This is a genomic window from Lacibacter sp. H375 (genome assembly GCF_037892425.1).
Taxonomy (GTDB): Bacteria; Bacteroidota; Bacteroidia; order Chitinophagales; family Chitinophagaceae; genus Lacibacter.
Map to the genome: position 1 here is coordinate 232,336 of NZ_JBBKTT010000002.1, position 16,128 is coordinate 248,463.

Consider the following 16,128-nt stretch of genomic DNA (forward strand, 5'->3'; position numbering starts at 1 on the left):
GTAATGACCCGTTCACTCAGTCAAAAATTCAGATTTTTTACGTTTGTGTGTATTGCACTGCTGGCTTATGTGCACGGATATAATTTGAACAACACTTATCTCGCTCCTTTCAGTACGGTAGAAGAACCACTCACCTTCACCACTTTTTTTGAATATTTAGTTGCAAATGGGTTATTACGTTTTCGCATTCCTATGTTATTCATGATCTCCGGATACCTGTATGCAGCATACGATCATCGTTCTTATGGCCACCAGGTAAAAAACAGGTTCCGCACACTCATCATCCCATATTTTATCTGGAGTGCATTTGGTTTATTGTTTACATTTTTATTGCAACAGTTTCCATACACAGCAAATGTTGTTGCAGCAGCAGGTATTGATCAGCTGGGCGATAATCGTCCGTATACCGCAATCGGCTGGGCGGGTATGCTTGAGCGTTTAACACTTTCGCCTATATCTTACCAGCTATGGTTTATCATGTCGTTGTTTTTCTTTAATCTTTTGTATCCTGTTATACGCTGGCTGGTTCAAAGACTTCCTTTTATATGGCTGCCATTTACATTCCTGTTATTTTTTGTAACGGTGGTAAACGTTCCCTTACTTGATTTCCGGGGGTTATTTTTCTTTTCATTAGGCGTTTGGATTCAGAAACGGAATTTTTCACTTGAAACAGAGCCGAAATGGTTCAGTCTTGGTTTAACACTTATTGTCTTTATTGGATTGTCGATTGTAAAAACTTTTATGGCTTTTGAGCTTGAACCCAATGTTTGGTCTTCTTGGATCCCGCTTATCATCATTCACCAAGTATCGGTTCTTGCTGGTATTATGGCAATGTGGTTTGGAGCTGATAAAGTGATCAAATGGTTTACTCAGAAAGAATGGTTTAATTATGCCAGTGGATTTTCCTTTTTCATCTTTGGTTTGCATGTTCCTTTGTTGCCTTACGTTATGAAATGGGCACTGATGAATACCTCCATGATTCCCTATTACCGGCTGCTTACTTACCTGCTGATACCGTTAATTACACTTTGTTTTTGTATTTGGGTGGGCAGTGTGTTACGAAGATTTGCACCGAAAGCATATGCTGTGATGACAGGCGGCCGTGGGTTCTGATGAATAAGCACATGTTTATGTGATTGGTAGCGGGGGGCTTAGTATTAATTTTGTATAAACAATAACAACATGATAAAAGTATTGCTGTATGAAGATAATCCGCAGCTACGTGAAGGTCTTACAATGTTGATTGATGGAAGTGATGGATTTACAGTATTGGCTTCCTATAAAAATTGCGACAACGTAACCGATGAAGTAGAAGCCTGGAAACCCGATGTGATCCTGATGGATATTGATATGCCCGGCACGAATGGTATTGAAGGATTGAAAAAGATAAGAGCCCGTAATGGCGATGTAAAAATATTAATGCTCACCGTGTTTGATGATAATAAGAATGTGTTTGAAGCTATACGCAACGGTGCCAATGGTTATGTGCTGAAAAAAACACCTCCTGCCAAATTGCTTGAGTATATTGAAGAAGCAGCGAGTGGAGGTGCGCCAATGACGGCATCCATAGCAACGCAGGTACTCAAAATGTTTTCGCAGGTGAATACTTTGCAAAACGACGACTATAATTTAAGCGACCGTGAAAAACAGGTTTTGCAGTTGTTAGTTGACGGGTACAGCTACAAGATGATTGCTTCTGAAATGTTCATTTCCATTGATACTGTTCGCAGTCATATTAAAAAGATCTACGAGAAGCTCCACGTCAATTCAAAAAGTGAGGCCGTGGCAAAAGCATTTAAGGATAAATTATTGTAAACGGATTTTCAATTAGCATTTGTCAGTAAAGAATCAAAGTCTCTTTTTCAACTCATCCCATTTTTTATTATTTAGTTGAATTGAAACCTGGCTGAAATATACAGTTCATCCAACTCTTTCATCAATAGCCTGCACAGCGGGCTATTTTTGTATCCACCTTATCATTAATCAAAACTTTATCATGCAATTGGTCAGATCATTCCTTGTTTCAGCAGCACTTGTCTGTTGTTACACATTAACTGCACAGGATAGTTCAAAACAAATAAGAAACCGCCTCCTTCTCGATTTTCCTTTGCTTGAATTTCCACACATGAATTATGCAGCAGGAATGTCGTTCAACAAACGCATGAAGTTACCTTCAGGAGGAACTGTGCGTCCCACATTCGGCGATTTTATACGTGGGTACGAAAGTCCTTCGATGCAACAGGCACTTGCTGTTACAAAAAATCTGCATGCAACAAACTATTATTTCAATAACCGGTTATGGAACAAATGGATTGCACCGGTAAATCGAAAGAAAAAATTTTTGAACCGGATTGCTGCGAATGCAACAGCCGGTGCAGTTGATTATGTGTTGGCTTATCACCTCATGGTGTTTGGTCCTGTTTGGCTGCACGAAGAGTTTCACCGTAATGGTATTACTCATCAATGTGCATCAAGCTTTGATGAAACCTATTATCGTTTTGGCGGTGGTATTCCAAGCGGATCAGTATCGCATGTATTGGATGAAGATATGATGCGGTTTAAGAGCACAGCCCCTCAAAACATGGTTCGAAGTTTTGCAGCTGGTATTGAAGCGCAATATCAGTTGGTAAGGGCGTTGCAGAAAGATAATTTTTTTCATCGCACTAATCAACCAAATGTTGTCATGAATATTCTTGTGACCAACCAGGCAATTGGTTATGTGAATCAATTCAAAGAAAAGGACTATGACGCCAGTATCGATACAATGAACAAGTATGGAGTTGCTGTGAAGGATCGTGATTTTGTAGGCTGGGATTTTACAGCGTGGGTATACGATCTGCATCGGATCAATGAACCGTACAGCAACCGTGGTACACATCCAAACGGAATGGGCATCAACAGAGCTATTAAACGAAGTCAGCTTACAGCTGAAGAAGACCGGTATTTAAGCAAGATGGGGCGGATGCAATACCTGAATTTTATTTCACCGTCCATGGTTGGTATTCATCGTATCAAAGTGAATGAACAAACAGCGTTTAATTTTTCGGTTCGTCATATATTGAATTCATTTGGTTATGACCTTGGTCTTGATGTATTTCTCGAAACAAAAGGAACACAATGGCTCGTTGGATTACATGGATACAGGAATAAAGAAAAACTTTGGCCCGGCATTGAGGTAGAAAATCCTGCGATCAAACTGCGTGCCGGCAGCAAACAAATTCCATTACATGCAAGAGGAATGTTGTGGCTGCAACCCAAAGATCAATTGTTTACATCCACCAAACCAGAGCCCGGCGGTTTGTTACAACTGCGTGCTTATTATCCAACAAGGAAGGTATTAAAGCTGTATGCAGAAGCAGAAGCAAAAACAACCGGATGGGTTGCGGCAAATCCTTATCTCGACCCAAATGTAACGGTGCGAATGGGTTTGATGGTTGATCTCAATAAATAATCACATTGTTCCTGTTCTTTTGTAGAACAGGATTTTTTATTTTGCCTGAAAGAAATTTACATGTTTCCTGTTCTTACCACTGAACGTTTATTACTACGTAAAGTAGAACAGACAGATGCAGCTGCTGTTTTAAAAGGTTACAGCGATCCGTTGGTGAACAGGCATATGTCGGTTGCTTATCATTCGCTCGAAGAGGTGCAGGCGCAACTGGATTTTTACAATTCAATTTACACAACAGGTGATGGGATATGGTGGGCAATCTGTCCCGGCGATGATCCTTCAAATGTTATTGGTAACGGCGGTTTGAATAATTACCGAATGCAACATCGCTGTATTGAGATCGGTTATTGGATATTGCCAGGTGAACAAGGACGTGGATATGCATCAGAAGCAGTGAAAGCCATCTGCAATTATGCATTTACACAACTTGATGTTCATCGTATTGAAGCTATTGTTGAAGGGGACAATGATACAAGTATCAAGCTCCTGGAAAAACTGGGCTTCGCCTGCGAAGGCACGCACCGGCAGTGCGAGATAAAAAACGGGAACTACATCGACCTGGTCTACTACGCATTGTTTAATCCTTATCACTAAGAGCACAATATGTGATGCAGCATCACATCATTTCAACCAATTGCTTCCTCAATTCACACAGTTATGCGATTGATTTCGGGGTCTCTGCAATCTATCTTCACATCAGTTTCGTTTATATCATTACTAAAATCATTTTTTATGAACGACTTAATGTGGGCTCATATCTACGTTGTTCCAACAGGTACAGGTTATGGTTACCTGTTGATCAACTGCACAGGTAACCCCGAAAATAACTGATCAGCTTTTTTTGCACTAGCCAGCATTGCTTATCTTTAGCAGGATGGAAATTGAATTGCTGAAACAATTTGTTCAACAGATCTATCCACTTCCTTTAGCGGATCTGGAACGTTTTACATCCGGGTGGCAACCGCTAACAGTAAAGCGGAAAACAATTCTTACTGCTGCCGGGGAAACAGAACGTCATCTTTATTTCGTATTGGAAGGATTGCAACGTGCTTTTTACATTGGCGATGGTAATAAAGAAGCCACCATCGTATTTACTTATCCCCCTTCTTTCAGTGGAGTGGCTGATAGTTTTCTTACGCAAACTCCATCGCTATATTTTCTTGAGACATTAACTGCCAGTCGCTTCCTGCGTATTTCCTATGACGCAGTTGATCAAATGTCAAAGTCTTCTCCGCATATTCAGCATTTATTATTCAAGGCAACAGCCTATGCGTTGAAAGGTGCATTACAACGCCATATCGAATTGCAGTGTTTTACCAATGAAGAAAAATTCAGAACATTACTGCAACGAAGTCCGCACATTCTTAATCTTGTGCCACACAAATACATTGCTTCTTATCTCGGCATGGATGCCACTAATTTCAGCAAGTTGCTGGGCTCCGTTAAACTCTGATTTTTTCCGGCTTCATAAATCTTGGTTTTTACCAACAATCATGTTGTTGCTTCAGTTGAAATTTGTATAAAATTCGGAAGCATGATATATCCATGAAAATTATCAAGCTAATTTATACTACAGCGACGATGATTTTTATGCATATACTATGTGGCTAAAAAAATAAAAAAGAACACATGAAACAGATCCACAGCAATACCTTGCTTGAACTTTTACAAAGTGATGTTCGTGAAATATTATTGCAATGCACTGCTTTGCAAAACACAAACCAGCCATTGCTTACACAGCAGCCTCACCCCGGCAAGTGGAGTGTGGCTCAGGTTCTGGAACATTTAAACATCTATTCCCGTTACTACATTACGGCAATAGAAGAAAAGCTTCATCTCAATCAATCAGGGCCTAACCAAAACTTTACACCCGGCTGGTTTGGCAATTATTTTACCAACCTCATGAAGCCGACAGACGAAAAGAAACTCAAAAGTAAAATGAAAGCACCAGCCAACGCTGTTCCTTCTGCTCAACCCGATGTTGTGGCGATGTTGAATGAATTTATCAATCATCAACATCATTTGCTGAACCTGTTGCAGATTGCTCGTACGGCTAATCTTGACTACAACCGCATTCCTATTTCGCTTACTAAACTCATTAAGCTAAAACTGGGCGACACCTTCCGTTTCTTTATTGCACATGAGCAACGTCATTTCCTGCAAATTGAAAACACCTTAAAGCAGGTTGAGCAAAATCGTATGTCGGTTTTGTCAGCTGCCTGAGTTAAACCTTGTCGTTAAAGAGATATGATTGAAAGATCAAATCTCTTATTATCACATTGATATGTGATTGTATGAGTGTTTTTTATTTGGAAGCTTTGCTGCAAATAAACCTTATCATGAAATTTAACCTTATCATCATCCTTTCTTTTCTTTTTGCGATAGGGGCATTCAATCTTTCAGCCCAGCAACATACAAAGCCACTTGGGTATGAGGTAGCAGGCGGCCTGCAAACGTATTATGCCCCTTTCATTAAAGCAACATTAAAAGGAACACAACCCGTTTTCATGGCGGGTGTGCATCAGCCCTTAAATGTAAAAAACAGTATTGGACTAACATTGAGGCTAGGGTATAACCGGCACGTGCAACAAGGCGATGCATTGTTTACTCAGCTGTTATTTAACTACACACCACTTGTTGCTAAAAAAATTGAATTGGGAATTGGCGCCGGCGTTGGTTATCAGTTTTCATTTTATCCATCAACACCTTTAAAGTGGAACGGTACCGAATGGTTTGAAGGGAAAGCCATAAAAGCTGTTATACAGGTGCCTGCACAGGTAAGCATTGGCTATCGTGGAATTGAAACTACCAAAGGCAGATTTACTCCTTATGTTTCTTATCAGCTGAATGCATTGTTCAACTACACACCTGATCTTACTCCATTACCTTCTTCATTCTTTCTGCTGGGTGTAAAGTATTCAGCAAAAAAATAATCATTACTCTCAACTTATTAATTGAATGATCATGAAACATAGTTCGATCGTTTTGGCAGTAGCCTGTTTATTTCTTTTAGCTTCCTGTCGGCAGGATATATACAGCACAGCCGTTACACCTGTTGCCGGTGTACTACCGGAAAATGAAAATCACCCAATGAAAGACAGCCTTGATTTTATTTTGAATAAACATATTGCCAAAGGTGTACCTGGTGCCCAGGTAATGGTGAAGAATGCCGATGGCTGGTATATTACAAACGGTGGTTATGCAAAAACGGAAACAAAAACCGCTATGTCGGATAACATGACCGCCTGGGTTTACAGTATTTCAAAAACCTACCTGGCAACTGTTGCATTGCGCTTAAAAGAAAAGGGCCTGCTGAATCTGGATGCACCAATAAAAAATTTTATTTCTCAGGATATACTAAAGCATATTGCAAATGGCGATAAGATCACAGTTCGCCAATTAATGAATCATAGCAGCGGGTTACGAAATCATACAGTAGAACCATCCTTTCAGCTCTTTCAACTTAACAATCCATTTACTGTTTTAACTCTTGAAGAAAAAATCAAATTCATTTACGACAAACCTGCGTTGTTTGAACCCGGAACAGATTTTTTCTACAGCAACAGTGGTTACACATTGTTACAGTGGGTTGTGGAAGCTGCAAGCAATAAACCTTATGCGCAGGTTTTGCAGGAAGAAATTCTGCAGCCGTTGAATCTCACAAAAACCTACTATCATATATCTGATGCAAAATTGCTTGAGCTTGGTTTTCCCAACTATTATTTTGAACGTTACAATAATGGTCAGCTCGAAAACGTAACTAAATGGAATAATACAATTGCAAAAGGGTTAGAAGGTTACGGTGGTATTGCAGCAAACGGAACTGATGTGATTCGTTTTATGGAAGCACTCATTAATGGTAATATCATCAGTGCAGCTTCTTTACAGGAAATGCGTACATGGATACAGGGAAAAGAAAGTACAGAGCCTGACTACGGCCTGGGTCTTGAGTATTTTGGCAATTACAATAAAACGGTACCAACAATCACATATGGTCACGAAGGCGATGGAATAGGCGGTACAACACAGGTTTTATATGTTCCTGCAAATGATACTTACATTTTTATTACCATCAACGCCGGCCGGCAGTTGTTTGGTGAGTATCTGTTCCGCACCAGCGACCTGAAAATAGATCTGTGTCGTTATGTGGCAACTTATCGTTAACTAAAATTATTTCTTAACCTGTAAACGAATTTTTATGCGTTACACCTACATTAGCTTTGGAATTATTTTGTTGTTGCTTGTTTCCTGCAGGAAACCAACAGATCAACCTCAGCGAACATCAAAACTGGTAACAAAAATTTCTTCATCACCCACCGATTTCCGTTCGTTTACCTATGATGCAAACAAACGCCTGACGAATCATACGCTCCAGTTTATTAATGGAGACGGAACATCGCTTATGTCGGTGAATTATTTTTATATCGATGGCATCATCAGCACAGCTTCATCACAAGGAGGTTCTATATTTTATGAAACAGAAGGCCGGCAGGTGAAAGTGGTAAGAACTTTCCGCCCAATGGGAAGTGAGATATCTACACTTTACTACACGTATAACAGCAAGGGACAATTGATCGAATGGAGAGAAAAATTTAGTCAGCCTGATATCGATCAGCCAAAAGAATCAAAACAGGCGTTTGAATATTATGCTGATGGAAATTTGAAGCGTACGATGTACTATTTAAAGATGACAAACGACGGACCTTTTGTTTTAAATGGAAGTACAGTGTATGATCAATACGATCAGTTTAAAAATCCTGAGGTTTCATTTCTGGGTACAGTTTATTTGCCTTCAGTTGTGTTTCAAAAAAACAATGCCGGTCGTATAAGGCATTATGCAGCTAACGGTGAGCTGTATCAAACAAGTACATTTGAATATACGTATGATGCCGACGGTTACCCGGCAACAAAGCTTTATAAAGACGACCGAAGCACAATTGATATATTATTTACATACAGCTACCAATAACACATTTAATCTTTCAATAGCGGTTGGATTAAGAAGGGATCTTGCAGAAGATCCCTTTTCACATATTCATGTGATTGCCTCAATTTTTGTATGCCTGTACATTTGTTTATGAAACTTATCATCTTCTTATTCGCATTTGGACTGCACTATTCTTTTGCCCAGCTCCCGGCAGATAAAAAGTTAAAGATTGACAGTCTCATTCAACAGTATATTGAAACCAAACAATTCTCAGGTTGTGTGCTTGTTGCAAAGAACAACGAGGTATTGTATCAGCAGGCCTTTGGTTATGCCAGCAGGGAAGAGCAAGTGCTAAACCGCATTGCCACTAATTTTAATATAGCCTCAATGGGCAAAACGTTCACTGCAACACTTGTTATGCAGTTGGTGCAGGAAGGTAAAATTTCCCTTGAGCAAACACTTGCAACAGTTTTGCCTGAGTTTAAAGTGAAGAAGGCAGATAGCATAACTGTAAGGCATCTGTTGACGCATACTTCGGGTGTTGGCAATTATATGATGCATGTGAATTTTGAAGCAGAACGTCATCAACTGAAATCGCTGAATGATGTAATGCCATATGTGGTTGCAATGGAGCCAACATTGGATTATGTGGGGCAGCGTCATGATTATTCTAACTCAGGATTCATTTTGTTGGGAAAGATCGTTGAAAAAATTAGCGGTAAGTCGTACATGCAAAACCTGGAGGAGCGTATTTTTAAACCAGCAGGTATCAAAAGTTCATACATTCATTACCCGGCCACTTTCATTGCGCCAAATGAAGCAACTCCTTACCTTGCTTATACGCAGAAAACATTTGTAAACGCAGCAGCAGAAGAATTTCCTGCTTTGTCTGATGGTGGTATGCAGTCGAATGTGATCGATCTTTATCGCTTTGCCAAAGCACTACTTAACGACAAACTTCTTTCAACTGCCATGCGTGATAGTATGTGGAGCGGAAAAGTTGCAACAGGAAGAGCAGATAAATACAGCTTTGGCTGGGTTGATGAACAGTTAGATTTTGGGAAAAGAACTTATAGCCATAGCGGTGGGGGTAAAGGATTTTCTTCTGATCTCAAGATCGTAAAAGAAGATGGATATATTGTTATAGTGTTAATCAATAACCGTGTGAACCCACGTGATGTTACAAATAATATTTTGCGTATTCTCTACAACAAAGAAACCCGCAAGCCGGAAAAGTATCTTGAAAATGTATTGATGGAAGTAACAGAAGAGAAAGGATTTGATTATGTGCGTACGAATTACAAGGCCATTCTTAAAGAAAAGGGGTTTGATAAAACACCAAATCCGTGGGTATATATTATGTACTCCGATATGTTTGAAACGATGAAGGATTTTGACAAAGCATTTGCTGTAATTGAAATGGGGCGGGAAGAATTTCCCAATGAAGCATCTTTATATAATGTAACAGGCCAGTTGTATGCTAATCAGAAAAAGTTTAAGGAAGCTGCTGAGTGGTTTAATAAAGCACTTGTAATTAATCCTGAAGACGATTTTGCGAAGATGATGCTGAAGAATATCAGTAGTAAATTGTAAAATTGAAAGATTCTGATGCAAAGGAAAGTTGTTGTTTATATCGCAGCCAGTGTTGATGGTTATATTGCTGCACCCGATGGTGATCTTTCATTTCTTTCGAAAGTAGAAAAGGAAGGGGAAGATTATGGCTACGGAATTTTTATCGCTACTGTCGATACCGTTGTTCTAGGTAAGAATACATACGATAAGGTATTATCGATGGGTTATCCTTTTCCGCATGCTGATAAGGAAGCTTATAACATTACAAGAACCGAACGGGCAACCGAAGGAACAATAAATTTCTACACTGGTGATGTGGTTGATTTGGTAGGAATGCTGAAAGAGCAAAATGGCAAAACGATCTTTATTGATGGGGGTGCGTATGTGGTGAACAGATTGTTACAGCATGGTTTGGTTGATGAACTTTATCTTTCATACATACCCGTTTTGCTTGGCGGTGGGATTGCTTTGTTTAAACGGGGAAACCCTTTACAAAATCTGGAACTTCAAACGGTAAAAACATTTGATACAGGTCTTGTACAACTTCATTATCGTTTTGTAAAAGTCTGACCTGCGAACTTCCTTTTCACATGTTCATGTGGTGTTGCTGCAATCACCAACTGGTTACATTTGGTAAACCTTTTTTATGAAACTTGTCATAAACCTTGTCATCTTTTTACTTTTTTCACTTCATACCGTTACAGCACAGGTAACGAAAGAACAAAAATCAGAAGCGATCGATAGTGTTATTAAGTTGATGAATGAACGCTACATTTTTCCAGAGACTGCAAAGCAAATTGAACTTCACTTGCGAAAGCAGCAATCAAAAAAGGCTTACGATACTATCACCAGTGCTGATGGTTTTGCGTCTCAACTAACAACAGATGTAAGAAGCATCTGCAATGATAAGCATGTAACCATCCGTTATTCAGCTGAGCCATTAGTGATCAACCGTAACAACGATTTCATGCAGATATCAGAAGAGGAACGTAAAGGCTATGCGGAGTTTCTTCGTTTGGAAAACTATGGTGTAAAGAAACTGGAAGTGTTAAAAGGTAACATTGGATATATCGATTTTAAATTTTTATGCGGAACAGAGTATGCCGGTGATTTTTATGCAGCAATGATGAACTATGTGCAACATACCGATGCGCTCATCATCGACTTTCGTCATTGCGGTGGAGCCATGAGCGACAATGTAATCCCTTTTCTCTGCAGTTATTTTTTTGCCGATAAAACACACTTAAATGATCTATACTGGCGTGAGCGGAATTTTACACAACAAACCTGGACACAGGTAGTAGTGCCAGGCAAAAAATATCTCAACAAGCCGATTTATATTTTAACCAGCGGCGGTACTTTTTCAGGTGCCGAAGAAATGGCTTATGATCTTAAAAATTTAAAACGGGCAATCATCATTGGCGAAGTAACAGGCGGTGGCGCAAATCCCGGTGGTTCTGTAAATCTTACAAAGCACTTCAATATGTTTTTACCTGTTGGCCGTGCCATTAATCCTATTACAAAAACAAACTGGGAAGGAGTGGGTGTGCAGCCCGATAGTTTGATCATGCCAAGGCTTGCATTGCAGAAAGCACATATACTGGCTATGCAAAACAGTTTCAATACATCAACTGATCAGGGATGGAAAGATGAATTGAAGCGCTTAATTGCACAGGTAGAAAAAGAAACACCTGTATTTACAAAAGTTACGTTCCGGTTAAAGGGTTATGCCAATGCGAAAGTCGTTTCAGTGGCAGGCAGTTTTAATGATTGGTCAGCTTCTTCTGCAAAAATGAAAAGACAAGGCGATGAGTGGATCGTTGAAACAATTGCTGAGACTGGGAAGCATATGTACAAGTTTGTAATAGACGGGCAGTGGATCATTGATCCTGCTAATAAAGAAACTGAAATGGAGAACGGGTATCAGAATTCTGTCGTTGTAGTGAAGAGGTAATTTTCAATCACGTTAAAACCAAATAAATGAATAAATTAATCTTATCATCAAGTGTTCTTCTTTTACTTAGCGCCTGCAGTAAAATAACGCCCGTAAAAGAAATTGCGGTTTCGAAAACTGTAGAGTTCAGTGTTTACCAAGCTGTAGATTATTCTGCTCCCGTTTATAATGGAGTAGAAGCAGAGGTTCGGTTGACTCTTGGTAAACAAACTTCGAACGGCAGCGAGGTTATTTTATGGGATACTGTGATACCTTATCAAAGTCTTCGTGCCTATCCTGCAATACAAACTCCTTTACGCATCAATAAACAATTCGACATTTTACAAAATTCTGAGCAACTTAGATTTGGCAAAGTCATCAGGTATAGAGATGCCTTGAACCAGGTTAGTTTCGTCGCAATTGGTGAAGACATTCCACCTTCAGTTAATGTAAAAGTGATTCAGGTAGATCTGTAGTTTATTTTGCTTATGTTAATGAAACGCAAACCACATGTTTATGCGATAAGCAGATTGTCTTAATAGCAGCATCTTTGCATCAGTCACAATCAATAGACGATTTACAATTGCTAACCTTGCACCTGAGACCTGTACAGCAGGTCTTTTTTATTTCACATATTTATGCGGTTGTGGTGCAACGTTAGTGGAAGCATCTTTGTCAGGTATTTAAATCATTAAACCTTATCATTATTATGAAATTCAACTTCAAATCAACAGCACTGCTGTTTGCTCTCGTTGTAAGCACCACTCTTATTCTCAGTTCTTGTAAGAAGCCGACATCTGAACCTCAGGCCAGCACAAAGTTAAAAACTGTGATGTCGCCTGATACTCAGATCACGTTTACCTACAATACCAACGGTACAATTAAAACAGCGGCGGTTAAAAACGATTTTCTTACTTCAGGCGATTTGATCAACTATGAAGTGAGCTACAATGCTGCAGGAAAGATCAGCGAAATTACTTCTGATGAAGATATTCGTATTGTGCCCATTTACCAGAATGGTGTACTTGTTGAAGCTTCATTTGAAACATTGGATGGGTTGGAACTGTTTGTTACAACCTATTCGTATCAGAATAACTTTTTAAAATCAGTTGAGATCAATTCAGCGGCAGGGCAGGCCTGGTTGAAATTTGTTTTCACTAACAATGCAGCCGGCAATGTAGAAAAGACTGAATTCTTTTCGCAGAATCCATTAAATCAAAATGAATTCATATCAGGCGGTACTGTAACATATACATATGATAATAAAACAAACCCGCTTTATGCAGCAAAAGATTTGTTACATCTTCTTTGGGCACCAGCTACACCAAATAATACCATCAATGAAATACATAAAGACAGCAACAATGCCCTGGAAGAAACGGTGAATTATACTTATCAATATCATTCAAACGGAGTTCCTAAGTCTGCAGTAATGCAATCAACAGTTGTGGGGCAACAACCTTTAAACTCAACAATCAGCTTTACCTATTTCTAAGCTTGTAAAATTATAGTCAGTATTTTTTTCGCATGCAGTTGGTCTCGCCCGGGTATTCATGCCCGGGCTTTTTATTTACGTTGGTGGGAATTTAACTGCTGACGACTTGTGTCCCTGTGTTTAGAGCACTATACTTACTTGTTTGTTCCCGATAGAAAAGTAATAATCCTGTAAACATGCAACCGGCGGCTAAAAGCAATAACTCGTTGCTATAAGGAAAGGGTTTGTAAAAAATTGCAGCCAGGCCCTGGCTCATTAATACAAGCTCATTTAGAAACATGGCAGATACAAAAAGCCACAATCCACCAAAGGCAAATTTTGTTGGTAGATAAACCAGGCGGCTTTGCAACAAATAACCAATAATGAACATACTCACAAAGCCAAGTAAAACAAGATGCAGGAATCCGATTACAATCGGGCGGATGCCGAATGCATATTGGTTGAGTGCCGGTATTGCAGAAAAGCCCTGCATAATTACTTTAAGTGAAAAAGCTATCACTGCAATAAGCCATAACAAATGAACAGGCGGATGAAATACAAGTCGGAACTGCCGTCTCATTAGTATTAACAGCCTGATGAAAAGTAAGAGTGCAACTATCTGAAGAACTGATGCAATAGCACCTGATGTACTCATCCAACCAGGCACACGCATCCATAACATAGATAAGAACCATGCGGGGATAACTGTTATCAATAAGAGGTAAAAGAGAAGATCAGCCAAATGAACATGCTTTGCCTGCATCCGTTCTTTCATCTGTGAAAAGAATAAGGCAAAAATGGTAAACAGAAACCAACCATTGTATTGAAAGTGGAGATAAAAGTAAACGGAGCCAAAGTACAAATCCTGATTTATGATCTTGTTGGCCATTAAATAAGCAAGCGTAAATGTGCCGGCTGCTGAAATAATATTACACAGCAAAGCTGAGTACAACCATTTCTTTTCAAAACTTAGTTGTGCATTAGTGCGGATCATTTTCCAGGCAACAAGTGCAAACCAGAATGAAACAAGTATAGATAGGGTTGAGAAGAAAATAGAAGGTGCTGCGTAACCCATAAAAGGGAATGTCCACAACATGCCATAACTGCTAAGCTGTTGTGTCCATAATATGTTGTTGAATTGTTTCTGCTGTTGGTCGTTTGGTTTTAATAAGTGGATAATGCCAATGAATAATGCCAGCGATACCCAACCGGCAAAGGCAAAATGTGAATGTGCATGTAACAGATGCTTCTGATCAACCAGTGGTAAAGGAAAAAGAATTTTATAGCGGAGTAATATACCAGCCAGCGCCAGTAGAGTAAAATTAAAGAAGGCTCTCTTGGCCCATTGTTGTGTGAAAGTCATAATACAGCAAAAAAGTTTCTCAAAGTGAATTGTTTATCTCATGCGGGAATATGCGTGTGCTCATATCAGAAATACACTTTACCCCGTTCAATTTTTAAATGGCCATTACGCTCCAGTTCACGAATTGCCCGGATAACGGTTTCAACTCTTAAGCCCGTCATATCGGCTATTTGCTGGCGTGTGAGTTCTATTTTCAGTAATTCATTGTCTGCAATACCTCTGCTTTTTTTGTACTCCTGCAACAGCGTACTTACTCGGTGCATTGGGCCATACGATGAAATTTCTTTTGAGATCAACGATTTAAAACGAAGCCTGCGTGCCAGCGTTTGTGTAAAACCAAAGTGGATGTCGAAGTTTTCTTTCAGCAGTTGCAGGAAATTTTCTTTTCGCAAACGAATAACTACTGATGCTTCATCTGCCTCTGCGCTTGCAGGATAAATGCCGCCATCAAACAGAGGAGGTTCACCAAAACTTTCACCTGCTTCAAACATCCCTTGTATAAATTCTTTTCCTTCTTCGTTACAGTTACACATTTTAATCCTTCCTTCCACCACCTGGTAGTAGAAATGTGCAGGATCGTCTTCACAAAAAAGCACTTGCCCTTTTTCAAGATTGTGAAAAGTTGCACCCCATGCAAGGAGCAGATCCAGATCAATAATAACGGGTGTGGTTGCTTGCATAATGGCTGCAAAATACTACGCAGGTAATGTTTGGCTTCTGATAAATGGCAAACATTGAACTGATCTTGATCAGTTTTTCAACAGTTAACAAACATGATCCCCTGTTTTTTCCTGATTGTAATCAGTCAGTTTCTTTTATGACTTTAATCATAATGTTCTGTTTCAAGTGATAGTAATCTTGCCCTGTTATTTTATCTGCCAAATAAAAAAAATATGCTCATGAAAAAAATGCTCATCGTCTTCAGTTTCCTGGGTTTCGTTTACGCTTGTAGCAATGAAGCCTCATCTGATAAGACATCAGGCACAGAATCAACCACGCAAACAACAACTGATAATGGTAACCCATCCTACGATCCTGAAAGGGGCGCCGGTAAGTTTACCAATGTAGATGTAAAACCTGAACTTGATAAAGCCATGGCTGAAGCCGGCAGCAAAGTATATGATGTAAAGTGTGGAAGTTGCCACAAGCTTACTGATGAGAAATTGGTTGGCCCGGGTTGGAAAGGTGTAACTACACGTCACAAGCCTGAGTGGATCATGAACTTTGTAACCAATGTTGATGAGATGTTGGATAAAGATCCAAAAGCAATGGCGCAACTGGAGTTGTGTTTGGTTCGTATGCCTAACCAGAACCTGACCGATGATGAGGCAAGAAATGTGTATGAATTCATGCGCAAGAATGATGGAGTAAAATAAACTATTCAGTTACCCAAAAATTTACTGATAAC

Annotated in this window: 17 protein-coding genes; 15 read left to right on the plus strand and 2 right to left on the minus strand. The window is 39.5% G+C overall.

Annotation, left to right across the window (positions count from 1 at the left end; genetic code table 11):
• Nucleotides 1-3: 3 nt before the first annotated feature.
• The 14 genes from WG954_RS21430 (at nt 4) to WG954_RS21495 (ending at nt 13,378) form a co-directional block, all read left to right on the plus strand.
• Nucleotides 4-1,113, plus strand: a complete 1,110-nt coding sequence (locus WG954_RS21430) for an acyltransferase family protein (protein WP_340439157.1) — start codon at nt 4-6, stop codon at nt 1,111-1,113.
• 69 nt (nt 1,114-1,182) lie between these two features.
• Nucleotides 1,183-1,815, plus strand: a complete 633-nt coding sequence (locus WG954_RS21435; RefSeq protein WP_340439159.1) for a response regulator — start codon at nt 1,183-1,185, stop codon at nt 1,813-1,815.
• Between the two features lie 181 nt (nt 1,816-1,996).
• A complete protein-coding gene (locus WG954_RS21440) occupies nt 1,997-3,451 on the plus strand; it encodes a hypothetical protein (RefSeq protein ID WP_340439160.1) in 1,455 nt (484 codons plus the stop codon).
• 60 nt (nt 3,452-3,511) lie between these two features.
• Nucleotides 3,512-4,045 (plus strand): GNAT family N-acetyltransferase, encoded by a 534-nt coding sequence (locus WG954_RS21445; RefSeq protein WP_340439161.1) that lies wholly within the window; start codon nt 3,512-3,514, stop codon nt 4,043-4,045.
• A 280-nt stretch (nt 4,046-4,325) separates the two neighbouring features.
• Complete coding sequence (locus tag WG954_RS21450; RefSeq protein ID WP_340439162.1) at nt 4,326-4,904, plus strand: Crp/Fnr family transcriptional regulator; 579 nt, start codon at nt 4,326-4,328, stop codon at nt 4,902-4,904.
• A gap of 176 nt (nt 4,905-5,080) precedes the next feature.
• Nucleotides 5,081-5,674, plus strand: a complete 594-nt coding sequence (locus WG954_RS21455) for a DinB family protein (RefSeq protein WP_340439163.1) — start codon at nt 5,081-5,083, stop codon at nt 5,672-5,674.
• Between the two features lie 116 nt (nt 5,675-5,790).
• The gene (locus tag WG954_RS21460; protein ID WP_340439164.1) at nt 5,791-6,384 is read left to right on the plus strand and encodes a hypothetical protein; all 594 of its coding nucleotides are present in this window, start codon (nt 5,791-5,793) and stop codon (nt 6,382-6,384) included.
• A 31-nt stretch (nt 6,385-6,415) separates the two neighbouring features.
• Nucleotides 6,416-7,615, plus strand: coding sequence for a serine hydrolase domain-containing protein (locus WG954_RS21465; protein WP_340439165.1), 1,200 nt, complete (start codon nt 6,416-6,418; stop codon nt 7,613-7,615).
• A gap of 34 nt (nt 7,616-7,649) precedes the next feature.
• Entirely contained in the window at nt 7,650-8,420 is a 771-nt protein-coding gene (locus tag WG954_RS21470; RefSeq protein WP_340439166.1) for a hypothetical protein, read from the plus strand.
• A gap of 108 nt (nt 8,421-8,528) precedes the next feature.
• Nucleotides 8,529-9,971 carry a serine hydrolase gene (locus WG954_RS21475; protein ID WP_340439167.1) on the plus strand — a complete coding sequence of 481 codons (1,443 nt, stop codon included), beginning with the start codon at nt 8,529-8,531 and terminating at the stop codon, nt 9,969-9,971.
• A 15-nt stretch (nt 9,972-9,986) separates the two neighbouring features.
• On the plus strand, nt 9,987-10,520 hold the full coding sequence (locus WG954_RS21480) for a dihydrofolate reductase family protein (protein ID WP_340439168.1): 534 nt from the start codon (nt 9,987-9,989) through the stop codon (nt 10,518-10,520).
• 76 nt (nt 10,521-10,596) lie between these two features.
• Complete coding sequence (locus tag WG954_RS21485; RefSeq protein ID WP_340439169.1) at nt 10,597-11,904, plus strand: S41 family peptidase; 1,308 nt, start codon at nt 10,597-10,599, stop codon at nt 11,902-11,904.
• A gap of 26 nt (nt 11,905-11,930) precedes the next feature.
• A complete protein-coding gene (locus tag WG954_RS21490; RefSeq protein ID WP_340439171.1) occupies nt 11,931-12,359 on the plus strand; it encodes a hypothetical protein in 429 nt (142 codons plus the stop codon).
• 233 nt (nt 12,360-12,592) lie between these two features.
• Nucleotides 12,593-13,378, plus strand: a complete 786-nt coding sequence (locus tag WG954_RS21495) for a hypothetical protein (protein WP_340439172.1) — start codon at nt 12,593-12,595, stop codon at nt 13,376-13,378.
• A gap of 91 nt (nt 13,379-13,469) precedes the next feature.
• Here WG954_RS21495 and WG954_RS21500 read toward each other — a convergent pair whose 3' ends face one another.
• Both WG954_RS21500 and WG954_RS21505 read right to left on the minus strand, forming a co-directional pair.
• Nucleotides 13,470-14,720: a hypothetical protein gene (locus WG954_RS21500; RefSeq protein WP_340439174.1), complete on the minus strand. Its 1,251-nt coding sequence runs from the start codon at nt 14,718-14,720 to the stop codon at nt 13,470-13,472.
• A gap of 65 nt (nt 14,721-14,785) precedes the next feature.
• Complete coding sequence (locus tag WG954_RS21505) at nt 14,786-15,400, minus strand: Crp/Fnr family transcriptional regulator (protein WP_340439175.1); 615 nt, start codon at nt 15,398-15,400, stop codon at nt 14,786-14,788.
• A 219-nt stretch (nt 15,401-15,619) separates the two neighbouring features.
• On the opposite strand from WG954_RS21505, the gene WG954_RS21510 reads away from it, so the two are divergent.
• Nucleotides 15,620-16,096 (plus strand): c-type cytochrome, encoded by a 477-nt coding sequence (locus WG954_RS21510; RefSeq protein ID WP_340439177.1) that lies wholly within the window; start codon nt 15,620-15,622, stop codon nt 16,094-16,096.
• Nucleotides 16,097-16,128 lie beyond the last annotated feature (32 nt).

Coding starts and splice junctions, on each gene's coding strand:
- WG954_RS21450 (WP_340439162.1), top strand. CDS start 4,326: ATGGAAATTGAATTGCTGAAACAATTTGTTCAACAGATCTATCCACTT.
- WG954_RS21480 (WP_340439168.1), top strand. CDS start 9,987: ATGCAAAGGAAAGTTGTTGTTTATATCGCAGCCAGTGTTGATGGTTAT.
- WG954_RS21485 (WP_340439169.1), top strand. CDS start 10,597: ATGAAACTTGTCATAAACCTTGTCATCTTTTTACTTTTTTCACTTCAT.
- WG954_RS21465 (WP_340439165.1), top strand. CDS start 6,416: ATGAAACATAGTTCGATCGTTTTGGCAGTAGCCTGTTTATTTCTTTTA.
- WG954_RS21445 (WP_340439161.1), top strand. CDS start 3,512: ATGTTTCCTGTTCTTACCACTGAACGTTTATTACTACGTAAAGTAGAA.
- WG954_RS21510 (WP_340439177.1), top strand. CDS start 15,620: ATGAAAAAAATGCTCATCGTCTTCAGTTTCCTGGGTTTCGTTTACGCT.
- WG954_RS21495 (WP_340439172.1), top strand. CDS start 12,593: ATGAAATTCAACTTCAAATCAACAGCACTGCTGTTTGCTCTCGTTGTA.
- WG954_RS21435 (WP_340439159.1), top strand. CDS start 1,183: ATGATAAAAGTATTGCTGTATGAAGATAATCCGCAGCTACGTGAAGGT.
- WG954_RS21490 (WP_340439171.1), top strand. CDS start 11,931: ATGAATAAATTAATCTTATCATCAAGTGTTCTTCTTTTACTTAGCGCC.
- WG954_RS21440 (WP_340439160.1), top strand. CDS start 1,997: ATGCAATTGGTCAGATCATTCCTTGTTTCAGCAGCACTTGTCTGTTGT.
- WG954_RS21475 (WP_340439167.1), top strand. CDS start 8,529: ATGAAACTTATCATCTTCTTATTCGCATTTGGACTGCACTATTCTTTT.
- WG954_RS21455 (WP_340439163.1), top strand. CDS start 5,081: ATGAAACAGATCCACAGCAATACCTTGCTTGAACTTTTACAAAGTGAT.
- WG954_RS21460 (WP_340439164.1), top strand. CDS start 5,791: ATGAAATTTAACCTTATCATCATCCTTTCTTTTCTTTTTGCGATAGGG.
- WG954_RS21430 (WP_340439157.1), top strand. CDS start 4: ATGACCCGTTCACTCAGTCAAAAATTCAGATTTTTTACGTTTGTGTGT.
- WG954_RS21505 (WP_340439175.1), bottom strand. CDS start 15,400: ATGCAAGCAACCACACCCGTTATTATTGATCTGGATCTGCTCCTTGCA.
- WG954_RS21470 (WP_340439166.1), top strand. CDS start 7,650: ATGCGTTACACCTACATTAGCTTTGGAATTATTTTGTTGTTGCTTGTT.
- WG954_RS21500 (WP_340439174.1), bottom strand. CDS start 14,720: ATGACTTTCACACAACAATGGGCCAAGAGAGCCTTCTTTAATTTTACT.